Origin of the sequence: Promicromonospora sp. MEB111, assembly GCF_030209445.1 — a bacterium.
GTDB lineage: Bacteria > Actinomycetota > Actinomycetes > Actinomycetales > Cellulomonadaceae > Promicromonospora.
On sequence record NZ_JARVSD010000028.1, the window covers coordinates 74195 to 91224 of the forward strand.

The 17030-nt window shown below is 74.1% G+C and carries 15 protein-coding genes; 4 read left to right on the forward strand and 11 right to left on the reverse strand.

What is annotated here, in order from left to right:
- Positions 1 to 21 precede the first annotated feature (21 nt).
- From QRN56_RS26180 to QRN56_RS26195, 4 genes are read right to left on the reverse strand one after another with little or no spacing between them, the layout of a single operon-like run.
- Positions 22 to 969 carry an ABC transporter permease gene (locus tag QRN56_RS26180; protein WP_285108250.1) on the reverse strand — a complete coding sequence of 316 codons (948 nt, stop codon included), beginning with the start codon at positions 967 to 969 and terminating at the stop codon, positions 22 to 24.
- Positions 962 to 1888, reverse strand: coding sequence for an ABC transporter permease (locus QRN56_RS26185; RefSeq protein ID WP_285108252.1), 927 nt, complete (start codon positions 1886 to 1888; stop codon positions 962 to 964). The genes QRN56_RS26180 and QRN56_RS26185 overlap by 8 nt, the downstream gene beginning before the upstream one ends.
- Positions 1885 to 3306: a M14 family zinc carboxypeptidase gene (locus tag QRN56_RS26190; protein ID WP_285108253.1), complete on the reverse strand. Its 1422-nt coding sequence runs from the start codon at positions 3304 to 3306 to the stop codon at positions 1885 to 1887. The genes QRN56_RS26185 and QRN56_RS26190 overlap by 4 nt, the downstream gene beginning before the upstream one ends.
- The gene (locus QRN56_RS26195; RefSeq protein ID WP_285108255.1) at positions 3303 to 4910 is read right to left on the reverse strand and encodes a peptide ABC transporter substrate-binding protein; all 1608 of its coding nucleotides are present in this window, start codon (positions 4908 to 4910) and stop codon (positions 3303 to 3305) included. Before QRN56_RS26195 ends, QRN56_RS26190 begins: the two co-directional genes overlap by 4 nt.
- Positions 4911 to 5083: 173 nt before the next feature.
- Here QRN56_RS26195 and QRN56_RS26200 point away from each other — a divergent pair, with 173 nt between their 5' ends.
- The 4 genes from QRN56_RS26200 (at position 5084) to QRN56_RS26215 (ending at position 8005) form a co-directional block, all read left to right on the forward strand.
- The gene (locus tag QRN56_RS26200; protein ID WP_285108257.1) at positions 5084 to 5728 is read left to right on the forward strand and encodes an FMN-binding negative transcriptional regulator; all 645 of its coding nucleotides are present in this window, start codon (positions 5084 to 5086) and stop codon (positions 5726 to 5728) included.
- A complete protein-coding gene (locus QRN56_RS26205; RefSeq protein ID WP_285108258.1) occupies positions 5725 to 7332 on the forward strand; it encodes an amidohydrolase in 1608 nt (535 codons plus the stop codon). The genes QRN56_RS26200 and QRN56_RS26205 overlap by 4 nt, the downstream gene beginning before the upstream one ends.
- 164 nt (positions 7333 to 7496) lie before the next feature.
- A complete protein-coding gene (locus QRN56_RS26210; RefSeq protein WP_285108260.1) occupies positions 7497 to 7760 on the forward strand; it encodes a ribbon-helix-helix domain-containing protein in 264 nt (87 codons plus the stop codon).
- Positions 7757 to 8005, forward strand: coding sequence for a toxin (locus tag QRN56_RS26215; protein WP_285108262.1), 249 nt, complete (start codon positions 7757 to 7759; stop codon positions 8003 to 8005). The genes QRN56_RS26210 and QRN56_RS26215 overlap by 4 nt, the downstream gene beginning before the upstream one ends.
- Before the next feature lie 15 nt (positions 8006 to 8020).
- Here QRN56_RS26215 and QRN56_RS26220 read toward each other — a convergent pair whose 3' ends face one another.
- The 7 genes from QRN56_RS26220 to QRN56_RS26250 are packed head-to-tail and all read right to left on the reverse strand — an operon-like array spanning position 8021 to position 16928.
- Positions 8021 to 9046 carry a formylglycine-generating enzyme family protein gene (locus tag QRN56_RS26220; protein WP_285108264.1) on the reverse strand — a complete coding sequence of 342 codons (1026 nt, stop codon included), beginning with the start codon at positions 9044 to 9046 and terminating at the stop codon, positions 8021 to 8023.
- Positions 9043 to 9798, reverse strand: a complete 756-nt coding sequence (locus QRN56_RS26225) for a GntR family transcriptional regulator (RefSeq protein WP_285108265.1) — start codon at positions 9796 to 9798, stop codon at positions 9043 to 9045. The genes QRN56_RS26220 and QRN56_RS26225 overlap by 4 nt, the downstream gene beginning before the upstream one ends.
- A 19-nt stretch (positions 9799 to 9817) precedes the next feature.
- Positions 9818 to 11506 (reverse strand): dipeptide ABC transporter ATP-binding protein, encoded by a 1689-nt coding sequence (locus QRN56_RS26230; RefSeq protein WP_285108266.1) that lies wholly within the window; start codon positions 11504 to 11506, stop codon positions 9818 to 9820.
- A complete protein-coding gene (locus QRN56_RS26235) occupies positions 11490 to 13418 on the reverse strand; it encodes a gamma-glutamyltransferase family protein (protein WP_285108267.1) in 1929 nt (642 codons plus the stop codon). The genes QRN56_RS26230 and QRN56_RS26235 overlap by 17 nt, the downstream gene beginning before the upstream one ends.
- A 5-nt stretch (positions 13419 to 13423) precedes the next feature.
- Positions 13424 to 14311: an ABC transporter permease gene (locus QRN56_RS26240; RefSeq protein ID WP_285108269.1), complete on the reverse strand. Its 888-nt coding sequence runs from the start codon at positions 14309 to 14311 to the stop codon at positions 13424 to 13426.
- A complete protein-coding gene (locus tag QRN56_RS26245) occupies positions 14308 to 15261 on the reverse strand; it encodes an ABC transporter permease (RefSeq protein WP_285108271.1) in 954 nt (317 codons plus the stop codon). Before QRN56_RS26245 ends, QRN56_RS26240 begins: the two co-directional genes overlap by 4 nt.
- Positions 15262 to 15272: 11 nt before the next feature.
- Positions 15273 to 16928 carry an ABC transporter substrate-binding protein gene (locus QRN56_RS26250; RefSeq protein ID WP_285108272.1) on the reverse strand — a complete coding sequence of 552 codons (1656 nt, stop codon included), beginning with the start codon at positions 16926 to 16928 and terminating at the stop codon, positions 15273 to 15275.
- Positions 16929 to 17030 lie beyond the last annotated feature (102 nt).

Below are 17030 nucleotides of genomic sequence, written 5' to 3' on the forward strand. Positions count from 1 at the left end.
CGCCCACCCTAGGAGCCGGGCTCACGAGCGACCCCTCGGGTCGAGCACGTCGCGCAGCACATCACCCAGCGTGATCATGGCCAGCACCGTGATCGTGAGCACCACGGCGGGCGCCACCAGCATGTGCGGCGACGTCTGGAAGAACGACTGCGCGCTGGAGAGCTGCAGTCCCCACGAGATCGACGGCGCGTTGAGGCCCAGCCCGAGGAACGTGAGGGTGGACTCCGCCACGATCACGCTGCCCACCATGATCGTCGCGACGGCCAGCACGGGTCCCAGCGCGTTCGGGAGCACGTAGCGCGCGATGATCCGCCGGTCGGGCAGGCCCATGGCGCGCGCCGCCTCCACGTAGGGCGCGTCCCGCACCGTGCGTACCGAGCCGCGCACCAGCCGGGCCATCGTGGGCCACGAGAACAGGGCCAGCACCAGGGCCACGGACACGGCGGACCGCGAGCCCACCGACGTCAGCACCACCACGGCGCCGAGCAGGAACGGGAACCCGAGGAACACGTCGGTCAGCCGGGCCACGACCCGGTCGAGCCAGCCGCCGTAGTACCCGGCCAGTGTGCCGACCACCAGCGCGACGGCCAGCGCCACCGCGGTGCACAGCAGCCCCACGGTGAGCGACGCGCGCGTGCCGAACACGACGTTGGCCCACACGTCGCAGCCCTGCACGTCGGTGCCCAGCACGTGCCCGCCGCCGGGCGGCAGGGCACTGGAGGCAAGGTCGCAGGCCCGCGGGTCGGGGTGGCCGAACCAGCCGGCGAACGCCGACGGGACGAGCGCGACCAGGCCGAGCACGGCCAGCACGGCCGCCGACACCCAGAACAGCGGACGACGGCGCAGCGTGCGCCACACGCCGCGCCGGGCGACGGCCGGTGCGGTGGCGGGGGCCGCGGCGGTGGGTCCGGTGGTGGGTCCGGTGGTGGGTCCCGCGGCGACGGGGGCGGCGGGCAGGGGTTCACTCATGGCGGATCCTCGGGTCGAGGACGGAGGCGAGCAGGTCGACGAGCAGGTTGGTCAGCAGGAACACGAGGATGAGCGCGGTGGACACGCCCACGATCGTGGGTCCCTCGTGGGCCCGGATCGCCTGGAACAGCAGCTGTCCGACGCCGGGCAGGTTGAACACGCCCTCGACCACGACGGTCCCGCCGAGCAGGTACCCGAGGTCGATCGCGAGGTAGGTCAGCACCGGGATCGCGGAGCTGCGCATCACGTGCACCCCGACCACCTGGCGCTCGCGGAGGCCCTTGGCCCGCAGGGTCCGCACGAAGTCGGTGCGCAGCGTGTCCACCACGGAGCCGCGCATCAGCCGGGCCACCGAGGCGAGCCCGAACACGGCGATGACCGCGGCGGGCAGCAGGTACGCCGTCGGCCAGCCCGCGCCCGTGCCCGCCACGGGGAACCAGGCGAGCTCCACGCCCAGCCAGAGCTGGGCGGAGACGGCGAGGACGAACACAGGGATCGACGTCGCCACGACGGTGCCGGCCAGGACCAGGCGGTCGCTGACGGCGCCGGCGCGCAGCCCGGCGACCAGGCCGAGCAGCACCCCGAGAAGCACCTCGATGCCCCAGGCCGTCAGCGCCAGGGTGATGGTCACGGGCCAGCGCAGGGCCATCCGGTCGGCCACGGACTGGCCCTGGAACGTGGTGCCGAGGTCGCCCTGGAGCAGCCCGCCGAGGTAGCGCAGGTACTGCTGCAGCACGGGCTCGTCCAGGTGGTACCGCTCGCGCAGCTCGGCCACCACGTTCGGGGCCAGGGGCCGGTCGCCGCCGAGGGCGGCGATCGGGTCCCCGGGCAGCGCGAAGACCATGAGGTAGATGATCAGCGTGACGCCGAGGAAGACCACGAGGAGGTCCACCAGGCGCCGGGTGACGCGCCGGGTCATCGCCGTCCGCCCCCTCCGCCGGAGCCGGACCCGCGCGCCGCGAGCACGTGCGACACGGCCAGCGTGGCGCCGTACTGCACGCCCACGAGCCGCTCCACCGGCAGCACCTCCAGGCCGGCCACGGACCGGGCGTCGGCCAGCCAGCCGTCGTACAGGTCCCGGGCCCGCGCGTGCACGCGGTGCAGCCGGGCCGTGGCCAGCCCGGCCGTGGCCTCGGCCTCCAGCGCGCGGACCAGCATGCCGCCGAACCGCAGCCGGAACATCCGCACGACCTCCTCGTTGCTGAACACCTCGGCGCCGGTGGCGGGCCGCGACGGCAGCCGCCCGGCCCGCACGAGCTCGCTGGTGCCCGCGTCCGTCATCATCGGCACGAAGGACTCGCTGGCCCGCAGGAACGGGCTGCGCAGCGTCAGGTCGCCCCGGACCTCCTCCAGCAGGCCGGTCAGGGTGCCCCCGAGCTCGACGAGCGCCTCGGCCTTGGTCCGGACGACGTCCGCGTAGTCGGCGTCGCTCTCGGCCGTGTCGTCCGCGGCCGGGTGCGACCAGTACGGCAGCTCGGCGATCAGGCTGACCGTCCCGTGCCGCCGGGCGTAGGCCGCCGACCCCTCGCCGCCCACCAGCGACGGGGCGTCGAGACCGAGGGACTCCAGGTAGTCGTACTCGTCCCGGGTCGAGCCGGCCCGGTAGATCGCGGGCGCCAGCCGCTCCAGGGCGGGGGACTCGGGCTCGCCCGTGTCGAGCGGCAGGCCCAGCGCCGCGGGCACGGCGTGCAGCGGCGCGACGGCGTCGGGCAGGTCCTCGCTGAGGTAGTAGTACACGCCGCCCAGCTCGGCGTTGTGCAGGCTGACCATCAGCTCGGGCCGCAGCTCGTCGATCAGGCGCATGAGCGCCTGGGTCTCCGGGATCACGTCGTCGAAGTACGCGTCCTTGTACGCGAAGGGGAACGTCCACTCCACCTGCTCCGACGGCGCCGGACGGTAGAAGCCCCGGGCGTAGGCGGCGCGGTCGGCGGGGTTGCCGAACCAGGACTCGTTGAGCCGGGTGCCGTCCGGGTCGATGCACGGCACGAGGTGCCACGTGGCGCCGGTCGAGGCGCGCAGCCCGGGGTCGGCCACCAGCTCGGCGGCCAGGTGCTGCAGCGTGCGGAACCCGATGGGCTCGTTGGGGTGCACGCCCGCGAAGAGCAGGTGCGGCCGCGGCCCGTCGCCCACCGAGAACATCTCGATGGGCTCCCCGAGCCGCGACGTCCCCACCCGCCGCCGGCGCACCAGCGACGGGTGGTCGTCGGCCAGGGCCGAGAACCAGTCCAGGAGCGCGTCGACGGTGGGGAAGTCGCTGATCGGGGGGACGGCGCGGGCCCGGTCGAGCACGTCGTCGAGCAGGCCCGCGTCGAGCCCCCCGGTGGTCACGCCGCTCATGCGCCCTCGGCGAGCACGACGGCGGAGAAGGTCGGGTTGCCCACCGCGGACGTGGGCAGCTCCGCGACGCGCTCCGAGGTGACGTAGGAGTACGTCTCGAAGAACAGCGGCGGCGCCGGGAAGTCCTCCAGGATCCGCTCCTGCACCGCGGCGTAGGCCTCGCCGGCCGCGTCGGGGTCGGCCTCGGCGTCGGCCGCCGCGATCAGCTCGGCGACGTCGTCCTCGTAGTAGGGGATGCAGTTGGGGCAGCCGCCGTTCTCCACGAAGAACGAGCGCAGCGTGTTCTGCTGGCTGGGGTACAGGGCGCCCCAGCGGGAGAAGAACGGGCCGTCGATGTCCCCGTTGGTGCGGTTCTCGGAGAACTCGGCCCAGTCGGCGCTCGGCGTGGCGACGGCCTCGACGCCCAGGTTCTGGCGGAGCTGGTTGGCGATGGCCTTGTACAGCTCGTCGAGCCCGATGCCGCCCGGGAAGTAGATGTCGATGGTGCCGTCGAACCCGCCGGCCTCGTCCAGCAGGGCCTTGGCCGCCTCCGGGTCGTACGCGCAGAACTCGCCGCAGATGCCCTCGGGCGTGCCCGCCTCGACGGCCGGGGTGAACGCGGTGGCCGGCGTGTAGAGGCCGCCGTAGACCACGTCGGAGATGGTCTCGCGGTCGATGGCCATCGAGATGGCCTGGCGCACCCGCACGTCCTCGTACCGCTCGTCCCACAGCGGGAGCCCGAGGAACGAGATGCCGGGCGCCTCGAAGGTGTGGAGGCGCTCGCCGAAGTCGCCGGAGGCCTGCGGCAGCCGGGCCGCCGGCACGCTCGCGACGTCGATGTTGCCGGCCTGCACGTCGGTGTAGGCGGTGGTGGCGTCGGCGTACGGCACGAACGAGATGGCGTCGACCGTGGGGGCGGTGCCCTGGTAGTCGGCGTACGCCTCGGTCTCGATCGGCTCGTTCTCCACGTAGTCGCCGACCACGGCGAACGGGCCGTTGCCCACGGGGTGGGCGTTGTAGGCGTCCATGTCCTCCAGGGCGGAGGCGGGCATCGGGTACATGGCGGTCTGGGCCTGGCTGACCTGCATCGGGAACTGCCCGTCGGGACCGTCCAGCGTCACGGTGAACGTCAGGTCGTCCGTGACCGCCAGGCCCGACATCTCGGTGGTCTTCGGCTCGCCCTCCGCCGGGTTCAGGTCGTCGTACCCGGCGATGCCGGCGAGCTGGCCGGAGTTCTCGAACGCGTCGGGGCCGTAGGCCACCGCGTTCCAGGAGTCGACGTACGACTGGGCGGTCACGGGGGTGCCGTCGTGGAACGTCCAGCCGTCCCGCAGCGTGACCGTCCAGGTGGTGGCGTCGTCCGACTCGATCGACTCGGCGGCCACGTAGGTGAGCTCGCCGTCGGCGTCGATCCAGGTCAGCGGCGACCACACGGCCATGTTCAGGTCGTAGGCGACGGTCTGGCGGCCGGGGATCGTCTGGATCGGGTCGGTGACGGCCACGCTGATGGAGCCGCCGCCGGCGTCACCGGCCGCGTCGTCGGCGCCGGCCGAACCGCAGGCGGACAGGGCGAGGGTCAGCGCGAGGGCGGTCGCGACAGGGAGCGGCCGGAGTCTCGGGTTCATGGTTCCTCCACGGGTAGCGCGCTCTCGCGCACCGGGGTCCTGCTCGGGTGGCGAACAGTTGAGCGCACACCGTCGATCAAGGTCAATGAAGTTTCAGAAGGAAATGAAAGTTTTACGCGGCGGTCACACGGGACGGGTCCCGGACAGGCCCGTCCTGATGGTTCGATGACCCTGTGATCCACACGACCGACTACGAGATCCAGGACGAGGCCCGCGTGCGCGACCTGGTCCGCACCCACGGCTGGGCCACCTTGGTCTCGGTGGCCGACGACGGCGCGCCCGTCGCCTCCCACCTGCCCGTGCTGCTGGAGGACACGCAGCCGGGCGAGCCCATGAGCCTGCTCAGCCACGTCGGCCGGCCGGACGAGGTGCTGCACGCCCTGGACAGCGGCCGCGAGTCCCTGCTGATCGTGCAGGGCCCGCACGGCTACGTCTCGCCCGGCTGGTACGACATGACGCCCGCCGTGCCGACGTGGAACTACCTCGCCGTCCACCTGTGGTGCACGGTCGAGCTGCTCGGGCCGGAGGAGTCGTACGCGGTCCTGTCCGACACCGTCGACCGGTACGAGTCGGTCATGCCCGAGCCCGTGCGGCTCCCCGGTGTCGAGGAGTACGCCCACCGCATCGCCAAGGGCGCCGCCGGCTTCCGCCTGCGCGTGATCCGCTGGCAGGGCAAGGCGAAGCTGAGCCAGGACAAGCCGCGCGCCGTCGTGGAGCGCGTCGTGACGGCGCTCGGGTCCGACCCGCACTACGCGCAGCCGGCGCTCGCGGCCGAGGTGCGCGCCGAGCTCGACCGCCGCCCGGACGGCGCGGCATGACCGCCCTGCTCCTGACGAACGCCCGCCTGGTCGGCGCGTCGCCGTCGAACGTAGGGAACGTCGGCGCAACAGGGGGTGTTGCGCCGACCGGTCCTACGTTCGACGGGTCCGTCGGCGAGTCGGGCGGGCTCGTCGACGTGCTGGTGCGGGACGGGCTGGTCGAGGTCGTCGGGGCGGCCGGGCTCGTCGGCGACGGCGGTGTCGAGCGGGTGGACCTGGGTGGGCGCATCCTCATGCCCGGGCTCTGGGACGCGCACGTGCACCTCACGCAGTGGGCGCTGGTGCGGCGCCGGCTGGACCTGTCGGGCGCGCGCTCCGCCGCCGAGGCCGTCGCGCTCGTGCGCGACCGCCTCGCCGAGGGGCCGCCCGAGCCCGGCACGGCGCTGGTCGGCTACGGGTTCCGGGACGGGCTGTGGCCCGACGTCCCCACGGCAGAGCTGCTGGACGCCGGCGCGGGCGAGGTGCCCGTGGTGCTCGTCTCCGGCGACCTGCACTGCGCGTGGCTCAGCACCGCCGGCCTGCGGTTCGTCGGCGTCGGCGCGCACCCCACGGGCGTGCTCCGGGAGGCCGACTGGCTGCCGCTGGCCGCCGCCGTCGATCGGGCGCCGGACCACCTGGCCGACGCCTGGGTGGCCGACGCCGCCGCGGCCGCCGCGGCGCGGGGCGTGGTCGGCGTCGTCGACCTGGAGATCACGGACAACCTCACGGCCTGGCGCCGCCGGTTCGCCGGCGGGTTCGGCGCGCTGCGGGTCCGGGCGGGGGTGTGGACCCCCTGGCTGGACGATGTCCTGGCCGAGGGGTTGCGCAGCGGCGACGTGCTGCCGGGCACGGGCGGCCTGCTGGAGCAGGGGCCGTTCAAGGTGGTCACGGACGGCTCGCTCAACACGCGCACCGCCTACTGCCACGACCCGTACCCGGGGCTGACCGGGCCCGAGGCGCACGGGATCCTGTCGGTGCCGCCGGCCGAGCTGGTCCCGCTCATGGCCCGTGCGCACGCCGGCGGGCTGCGGTGCGCGATCCACGCGATCGGTGACCACGCCAACACGCTCGCGCTGGACGCGTTCGCCGCGACCGGGGCGCGCGGCTCGGTCGAGCACGCGCAGCTCCTCGACCCCGCCGACCTCGCCCGCTTCGCCGAGCTCGGCGTGATCGCGTCCGTCCAGCCCGAGCACGCCATGGACGACCGCGACATCGCCGACCGGCACTGGTCGGGGCGCACCGGGCGGGCGTTCGCGTTCGGCGCGCTGGACGACGCCGGGGCCGTGCTCGCTCTGGGCTCGGACGCGCCGGTCGCGCCGCTCGACCCCTGGTTCGCGGTCGCGGCGGCGGTCAGCCGGTCGCGGGACGGCCGCGCGCCCTGGCACCCGGAGCAGCGGATCGGCCTGCGCACGGCCCTGGAGGCCTCGACCGACGGCCGCGGCCTGGTCCCGACGGCGGGGGCGCCGGCCGACCTGGCGGTCCTGGACGCCGACCCGCTGGCGCCGGGCTCCGGCTCCGGCTCTGGCTCCGAGGCCGACGACGCGGCCGCCGCCGCGGCAGCCCTGCGCGAGATGCCGGTGGCGGCCACCCTCCTGGCGGGCGCCTGGACCCACCGCACGTTCTGACCCCGGCCCCGGCCCCGACCCTGGCCCCGGCGCTGGCCCCGACCCTGGCAGCCGAACGTAGGAGCAGTCGCCGCACGAGCGCTCATGCGGCGACTGCTCCTACGTTCACCTGATCAGCGGAGCATGGCCGTTGACTGCCACCACTTTACGTATACGATATTCACATGAGCGACGGGAAGATCCGCGGACAGGCGGTGAGCGAGGAACAGATCCAGGCGTGGGCCGACGAGGCCGAGGCCGGCTACGACGTGACCAAGCTGCGTCGCCGCGGTCGTCCGCCGGCCGGTGACGGGCCGGGCGAGGTGGTGCCGGCTCGGCTGGACGCCGCGACCCTCGCGGCCCTGGACCGGCAGGCCAAGGCAGAGGGGCTGGCGAACAGGTCCGAGGCGATCCGGGCGGCCGTGCGTGCCTGGGCGCACGTCGCGTGAGGCTGCACGACTCCGCCCGTAAGCACTTTCGCCGCGACCGGCTGACCGAGGCAGGCGTCCTGCGCGCCGTCGAGCAGCCCGCCTATCCAGCGCCGCTGGACGATGAGGACGACCCGCGCCGCTGGCTCCTGCTCGGGTTCGACGACGCCGGACGGCTGCTCGAACTCGTGACCCTCGACTTCGACTCCGGCGAGACGTTGGTCATCCACGCGATGAGGCCCGCGCGCAGTACCGCGACCTGCTGACCTGAACGGCCCCGCTCACAGACCCGGGGCGAGGGCCACCGTGCGGAAGCCCGCGTTGCCCATCGACGAGTCCGGCGTGTTCGACGAGCGCGCGGAGTTCCGATAGCGGTTGCAGTACGAGATGTGGCACAGGTAGCTGCCGCCACGCAGGATCCGCTGGGCGCCCCGGTCGGGGCCCGCCGGGTTGGCCGCGGGGGAGTGCGCGTAGTAGCCCGGGTCGAACCAGTCCTGGCACCACTCCCAGACGTTCCCCACCGGCTGCCACAGGCCGTACCCGTTGGGCTCGAACGTCCGCACCGGCGCGGTGGTGAGCCAGCCGTCGTCCAGCGTGTTCGTCCGCGGGAACGAGCCCTGCCAGATGTTGGCGCGCCACCCGCCGTCGTCCACCTCGGCGTCGCCCCAGGGGTACTTCGCGCCCTCGACGCCGCCGCGGGCGGCGTACTCCCACTCGGCCTCCGTGGGCAGGCGCCGGCCCGCCCAGGCGCAGTAGGCGACGGCGTCGTTCCAGCTCACGTGGGTTGCGGGGTGGTCGTCGAGGCCGTCGACGACGGAGCGCGGCCCGCCCGGGTGCGCCCAGTCCGCGCCGCGGACGCCGAACCACCACGGGGTGCCGTCGGCCTGGCCCATGATGTCGCCGGGGTCGGCCGCGACGGCGAGGTGGAAGACCGCCGAGAAGCCGAACGTCTCCGCCTCGGTGCGGTAGCCGGTGTCGTCGACGAACCGCGCGAAGTCGGCGTTCGTCACCGAGGTCGCGTCGATCTCGAACGCGTCGAGGGCGACCTCGTGGAGCGGTGCCTCGCCGTCGCCGGGGTTCCGGTCGCCCGACGAGTCGCCCATCGTGAACCGGCCGGCCGGCACCTGGGCCTGCTCGACGTCGTGCCGGCCCCGGGCGGGTGCCGCGGCGGCGTCGGCCGGGCGGGAACCGAGCGGGAGGAAAGCCTCCCGCCCCGGGGCGCCGCACCCGCACCCGCAGCCCTCGTGCCCTGCCCCGGTCTGCTCGCCCCCGGTCTGCGCTGCGCCGGTCTGCTCGTCGCTCGTCACGCCCCCACGGTATCGGCGCCGGGCCGGGCGCCGTCGGGCGCACCACCCTGCTGCTGCCGCACCGCGGCGGCGACCTCGGGGTCCGAGCTGGGCCTCGTGATGCCGTAGCGTGACAGGTAGCCGATCCGCGACTCCCGGACGTGGGCCGCCATCAGGGCGGCGGCCCGCTCGCCGTCGCCGGCGTCGATCGCCCCGACGATCACCCGGTGGTCGGGCCAGAGCCGCTTGCCGCGCGACTGCATGTCGGCGGCGTAGAGCCACTCGATCTTCCAGGAGAGCTGGCGCAGCAGCCGGGTCAGGGTCGCGCTGCCGCTGAGCTCGGCGATCGCGATGTGGATCTGGTCGTTGATGCCCACCAGGGGGTCCAGGTCGCCGGCGGCGACGTGTGCGTCCCCGGCGTCGAGCAGCCCGGCGATCTGCCGTCGTAGGCGCCACCAGTCCTCGGGGCTCTCGTCGCCCGAGTAGAGCGCCGCCGCCCGCCGGGCGGCGCTGCGCGCCGTCGACACCTCCAGCGCCTCCCGCACCGCGAACAGGTCGTCGGCGTCGTGCACCGGGATCGCGGCGACCCGCGAGCCCACGTGCGGCCGGGAGTCGATGAAACCCTCGCTCTCCAGCCCGCGCAGCGCCTCCCGGACCGGCACCCGCGAGACGTCGTACCGCTGGGCCAGCGAGGCCTCGGTCACGCGGGCGCCGGGCGTCAGGACGCCGGCGATGATGTCGCGCCGGATCGCGTCCTGCACGGTGGGTCGCACCAGAGGGGGGAGCGCGGGCTCATCGGGCGAAAGCGGCACCGGGGATGGCTCCTAGCAGGTCTCGGGTGTAGTCGGCCCGCGGGGAGTGGAACACGTCGTCGACGGACCCCTGCTCCTCGACGCGGCCCTGCCGCAGCACCACCACATTATCCGCTATGCCGCGGACCACCGCGAGGTCGTGGCTGATGAAGAGGTACGACACGCCGAGCCGTTCCTGCAGGTCAGCGAGGAGGTCCAGGATCTGCTCCTGGACCAGCACGTCGAGCGCCGAGACCGCCTCGTCGAGCACCAGCAGCTCCGGCGCGGGAGCCAGCGCCCGCGCGATGGCGACCCGCTGCCGCTGCCCGCCGGACAGCGCGCCCGGGTGCCGCTGCGCGACGTCCCGGGGGAGCGCCACCTGGTCCAGCAGCTCCGCGACCCGCGCCCGGCGCGACTCCCGGTCGCCGATGCCGAAGATCCGCAGCGGCTCGTCGACGACCCGCTCCACGGTGTGGGTCGGGTCGAGCGACGCGTACGGGTCCTGGAACACCGGCTGCACCCGACGGCGCAGGGCGCGCCGGTCGGCCCGGCCCGCCCCGGCGATGGCCTTCCCGTCCACCAGCGCCTCGCCGGAGGTGGGCGTCTCCAGGCCGAGCAGGATGCGCGAGACCGTCGTCTTGCCCGAGCCTGACTCGCCCACCAGCGCGGTGGTGCCGCCGCGCGGCACGGAGAAGGACACGTCGTCGACGGCGCGCAGCAGCCCGCCGCGCCCGCGCACCCGGTACTCCTTGACGAGGTTCCGGACGGTGACGACGTCGCCGGCGGCCGGGCCGTCACCGCCCGGCGCGCCGGGCGCCCCATCGTCGGCCGGAGCGCCAGGCGCGACGACGACGGCGGCCCGGCCCGCCGGCACCCCCGCCTCGCCCTGCGCGACGACGGCCGCGGGCGCCGCCGCGACCAGCCGCCGCGTGTACTCGTGCTGCGGGGACCGCAGCACCTGCTCGGGCGAGCCCTGCTCCACGATCCGGCCGTCGAGCATCACGATCACCCGGTCCGCGCGGTCCGCCGCGAGCCCCAGGTCGTGCGTGACCAGGATCATCGCGGTCCCGTGCGCCTCGGCCAGCGCCACCAGGTGGTCCAGGATGCGCCGCTGCACGGTCACGTCCAGGGCCGACGTCGGCTCGTCGGCGAGCAGCAGCTCCGGCTCGCGGGCCAGCGCCGTCGCGATGAGCACGCGCTGGCGCATGCCACCGGAGAACTCGTGCGGGAACTGCTTCGCACGGCGCTCCGGCTCGGGCACGCCGGCCTCGGCCAGCAGCTCCAGCACCCGCTGCCGCACCGCCGGACCCCGCAGGCCGCCCGCGCGCAGGGCGTCGGCCACCTGGTCGCCCAGCCGCATGGCCGGGTTGAGGTTGGTGCCCGGGTCCTGCGGCACCAGCCCGATCCGGCCGCCCCGGACGGCCCGCATCCGGGCCTCGCCCGCGGCGGCCAGGTCCTCGCCGTCGAGCTCGACGGTCCCGCCGGTGATCCGGCCCGCGCCGGGCAGCAGCCGCAGGAGCGCGGCGATCACCGTCGACTTGCCGGAGCCGGACTGGCCCACGATCGCCACCCGCTCGCCCCGCGCGACGTCGAGGTCGACGCCGCGCACGACGGGGGTGTCGCCGTACGCGACGTCCAGGCCGCGCACACGCAGCAGCGGCGCGGCGGAGTGGTCAGCGTCCTGCGGCATATCCCTGCGCTCCTCTCGGGTTGGCGGCCGCGCCCAGCAGGCCCGTGGCCGGGTCGCGGGTCACGGCGGACAGGCGCCCCAGCGCCCAGTCGCCGGCCCGGGTCACGACGTGGCCGCGGGCCTCCAGCGCGGCGATGACGTCGTCGCCCAGCCGGTCCTCCACGACCGCCCCGCCGGGCGTCCAGGTGCGCGGCCAGAACGAGCCGGGGAACGACGTCGTGTGCAGGGCGGGCGCGTCGATCGCCTGCTGCGGGGTGTACCCGCCCACCAGCACCCGCAGCAGGAACAGGAGCTGCCACTGGTCCTGCTGGTCGCCGCCCGGCGAGCCGAGCGCGATCACGGGCTCGCCGTCGCGCAGCACGAGGGTGGGCGTCAGCGTGGTCCGGGGGCGTCGCCCGGGCGTCAGGGCCGACGGCGACGCCTCGTCCAGCCACGTCATCTGCAGGCGGGTGCCCAGGCAGAAGCCCAGGCCGGGCACCGTGGGCGAGGACTGCAGCCAGCCGCCCGACGGCGTGGCCGAGACCATGTTGCCCCAGCGGTCCACGACGTCGATGTGGCACGTGTCGCCGCGGGTGGCGCCGGTGTGCTCGGGGGAGTCGGGCTCGGTGGTGGGTGCCGGCACGGTCGGCTCGCCCACGCCGGGCGCCGGCACCGTCGGCTCGCCCACACCCGCAGCCGCGCCGCTCCCGGGCGCGCCCGGCAGCGACCCCGCGGGCGCGCTGGTGGCGTACTCGGTACGCAGCACCGGCAGGGCCGGCGTCGTCCGGCCCGGCACGTCGCCCGCGCGCAGCTCGTGGCTCGCGGAGTCCGTGATGAGTGCCCGGCGCGCGGCCGCGTACTCCTCGCTCAGCAGGTACGTCAGCGGCACGTCGTCCGCGGCCGGGTCGCCGTACCAGACGTCGCGGTCGGCCAGCGCCAGCTTCTGCGCCTCGATGACCGTGTGCGCACCGAGCTCGGTGGACGGGTCCAGCGCGGCGTCGTCGAGCCCCTCCAGGATCTTGAGGGTGGCCAGCAGCGCCGGGCCCTGGCCCCAGGCGCCGGTCTTGGCGATCGTGTACCCGCGGAACGTCACGGTGGTCGCGTCCTCGTACGACGCCGAGAAGGCCGCGACGTCGGCCGCGGTGATGACGCCGGCGTGGTCGCCGCCGTCGGAGTGCCGGTGCGGCGTGGCCACGAACTCCTCGACGGCCGCGCCCACCCGCTCGCGCCACGCGGCGCGGGCCAGGTCGATCGCCGCCGCGCGGTCCGGGGCCTGCGCACCCGCGGCGGCGACGGCGTCCAGCAGGTCGGCGTACTCCGGGTTGGTGACGACCGTGCCCGGGGCCGGCACCTCGCCGTCGGGCAGCCAGCGCGCCGCCGACGTGGGCCAGTGGTCCCGGAACAGGCCCGCGACCGTGCGCAGGGTGCCGGCGACGCGTTCGAGCAGGGGGTGCCCGTCGCGGGCGTACCCGATCGCGTAGGCCAGCACGTCGCCCAGGTCCCAGGTGCCGTGGTCGCGCAGGAGCAGCAGCCAGGCGTCGACGCTGCCCGGCACCGCCGCCGCCAGCGCGCCCGAACCGGGCACCAGGTCGAGGCCCTCGGACCGGTAGTGCTCGATGGTCGCGCCCGCGGGCGCCGGACCCTGGCCCACCAGCACGCGCGGGTGCGCCGGCTCGTCCGCCGTCACGAAGACGCCGGTCATGTCACCGCCCGGCCCGTTGAGGTGCGGCTCCACGACGTGCAGCACGAACGCGCCGGCGACCGCCGCGTCGAACGCGTTGCCGCCGCGCTCGAGCACGGCCTGGGCGCTCGCGGTGGCGATCCAGTGGGTGGAGCCCACCATCCCGAACGTGCCCCGCAGGTCGGGCCGCGTGGCCGGGGTGGTGGGGCGGACGAACGGCGAGGTGTGCCGGGCGGACGGAGCGGAGGTCATGACACTCACTTACGGTCGGTGGACGGGTCGAGGGCGTCGCGCAGGGCGTCCCCGAGGAGGTTGAAGCCGAGGCAGATGGCCACGATGGCCAGGCCGGGGAACAGCGCGGCGGTGGGCGCGCGGCCCAGGTACTGCTGCGCGTCCGAGAGCATGATGCCCAGAGACGGGGTGGGCGGCTGGATGCCGAGCCCCAGGAACGAGAGCACGGCCTCGCCCAGGACCGCCGCCGGCATGATGACCGTGGCCTGCACGATGATCGCGGACAGGCAGTTGGGCAGGACGTGCTGGGCGAGGATCCGGGGACCGGACGCGTCCATCGCGGTCGCGGCCAGCACGAACGGGCTCTCCTTGAGGCGCATCGTCTCGGCGCGCACCACACGCACCATCGTCGGCACCTGCGCGATGCCGAGCGAGATGGCGGCGCCGGCCAGGCTGGGCCCGTTGATGGCGGCCAGGCCCACCGCGAGGATGAGGAACGGGAACGCGAGGGTCACGTCGGTCAGGCGCGAGACGGGCGCGTCGAGCAGGCGCCAGTAGCCGGCGGCCAGCCCGAGCGGCGTGCCGACGACGACGGCGAGGCCCACCGCCACGATCCCCACCATGAGCGACGCCCGGATGCCGTACATCATCCGGGACAGCACGTCGCGGCCCAGGTCGTCCGTGCCGAGCGCGAAGCCGACGGTGCCGGGCAGCTGGAACGGGGCGTCGAAGTGCACCTCGGCCGGGCCGTGCGGGGCCAGCAGGGGCGCGAGCAGCCCGGCCAGGACCACCACCGCGAGCATCGCGGCGCCGGTGATCGCCTGCGGGGTGCGCAGCCGGGACAGCAGCCGCCGGGGGCCGACGACGGCGGGTGCGGCCTCCGGCGCGAGATCGCTGTGCTCGATGACGGTCATGAGCGGCCTCCCACTCGGATCCGCGGGTCGATGACGGAGTACAGGACGTCCACGGCGAGGTTGACCAGCACGTAGCCCACCGTGGTGAGCACCACGACGGCCTGGATGACCGGGTAGTCGCGCTGGAAGACGGCGTCGAGCGTGAGCTTCCCGAAGCCGGGCAGCGCGAAGATCTGCTCGGTCACCACGGCCCCCGAGATGAGGCCGCCGAGCTGGAGCCCGGCGATCGTGACCACGACGATCAGGGAGTTGCGCAGCCCGTACCGCAGCAGCACCCGGGTCCGGCCGAGGCCCTTGGCGCGGGCCGTGCGCACGTAGTCGGTGCGCATGGCCTCGATCATGGAGGCCCGGGTCTGCCGCATGATGACGGCGGCCAGGCCCGTGCCGAGGATCAGCGCCGGCAGGGTCAGGTGCACCAGCCAGCCCACCGGGTCGTCGGTGAGCGGCACGTAGCCCGACGCCGGGAACAGGCCCAGGCCGATGCACAGGTAGAGGATCGCGAGCATGCCGAGCCAGAAGTTCGGCACCGACAGGCTGGTCAGCGCCGCCGCGTTCGCGACCCACTCGGGCCAGCGGCCGCGGTAGCGCTCGGCGAGCAGGCCGAGCGCCACGCCGGTCACGACGGCCACGACGATCGCATAGAGCGACAGCCAGAGCGTCACCGGCAGGGTGGCGCCGATCATGCTCGCGACGGACGCCCCGGTGCGGGTGGACTCGCCGAGGTCGCCCGAGGCGACCTCGGCGAGGAAGCGCCCGTACTGCACCCAGACCGGCTGGTCCAGGCCGAGGTCGGCGCGGATCATGGCGAGCCGCTCCGGCGTGGCCTCCTCGCCCGCCATCGCGAGCGCGGGGTCGCCGGGCAGCATGCGCACACCCAGGAAGATCACCATCGACGCCAGCAGCAGCGTGATCGCCGACTGCCCGAGGCGGACGAGGAGGTAACGACGCATCGGAGGTGCTCTCAGCCTTCGTTCGGGTCGACGAACGCGGCGTGGCTCAGCCGGACCACGCCGTCGGCGTACGTGGAGATGCCCGCCACCTCGTCGGCGTAGCCGGTCAGGCTGCGCGTCCGGTAGAGATAGATGATCGGGTTGTCCTCCTGGACCTGCGTGACGACCTGGCCGTACAGGTCGGCCCGCTCGGCCGGGTCGATGACGGTGGCCGCCTCGGTGAGCAGGTCGTCGACCTCGGGGTTGCTGTACCCGGAGTAGTTGTTGCCCGCGCCCGTGGACAGGAAGTTGAACATGTTGCCGTGCGGGTCCACGCGGCCCGACCAGCCGAGCTGGAGCAGGTCGAAGTCGCCCTGCTCCTGGACCTCCAGCAGCGAGGAGTACTCGACGGGAACGATCGTCAGCTCGAACCCGCCCTCGGCCACCGAGGCCTGGACGGCCTGCGCCAGGCGCAGGGTGTCGGGCGTGTTGGTCACCTTGATCTCGATCTTGTACGGCACCTCCACGCCGGCCTCCTCCAGGAGCGCCTTGGCGCCCTCGGGGTCGTACTCCGGGCACGCCTCGCTCGCCGCGGTGCTGAACGTGGACGCGGGGGAGATGGGCGAGCAGGCCGGGTCGAACCGGTCGTTGAAGACGGACTTCACGAGCTGCTCGCGGTCCACGGCCATCGAGAGGGCCTCGCGGACGCGCGGGTCCGTGGCGATGGGGGTGTCGATCGTCCCGGGCGGGGCGCCGACGCCGTCGGTGTTGCCCACGTTGACCGTCATGGCCTGGTAGCCCAGGGAGCCGACCTCCAGGAGGCCCACGCCGTCGGCGTCCTCCAGCTCGGCGAGGTCCTGGGTCGAGAGGGTGTCGGCCACCTGCACGTCGCCGGAGCGCAGGTTGGCGGAGCGGATGCTCGCGTCCGTGATGATCCGGTACGTGATCGTGTCCAGGTGCACGTTCTCGGCGTCGTAGTACAGCGGGTCGCGCTCGACCGTGATGGACGTCTGGGGCACGCGCTCGACGAACTTGAAGGCACCCACGCAGACGGGGTGCTCACCGAAGTCGTCGCCGGCCTTCTCGAGCTCGGTCGGCGACATGATCATGCCCGCGCGGTCGGCGAGCACGGCGGTGAGCGGCGCGAACGGCGTCTCGTAGGTGATCTCGACCGTGCTGTCGTCGACGGCGGTCACCTTCTCGATCGGGCCCAGCTCGCTGCGGCGGGACGAGTCCTCCTTGGTGAGGTGACGCTCGATCGAGGTCTTCACGGCCTCGGCGTCGAACGGCGTGCCGTCGGCGAACTGCACGCCCTCCTTGAGCGGGAAGGTGACGGTGAGGCCGTCGTCGGACACCTCGGGCAGCTCGGTGGCGAGCATCGGGACGATCTCGCCCGCCTCGTCGATGTCGTAGAGCTTCTCGCACATCGTCTGCATGACGTACCGCGTGTAGAGCGACGACGACGTGGTGGGGTCGAGCACGTCGGGCTCGGCCGACAGGGCCATGACGAGGTCTCCGCCCTCGGAGATCGTCCGGCCGTCCAGGGTGACGCCGGTGACGTCGGCCGTCTCCTGCGCGGGGGCGGCGGTCTGCACCTCCTGACAGCCGGACAGGACGAGCGCCGCGGCGAGAAGGCCGGCGGCGGGGGCGAGTGGGCCGCGCAGCCGCGGCGGCAGGGGAGTGCGCACTGGAGAATCCAATCCGGGTCTGAGAAGGACGATTGCATACAATCACTCTGGTGAGGTCGAGTGTGTATGCAATGGATTGCAGTCCTGTTAAACCTCTGTGAC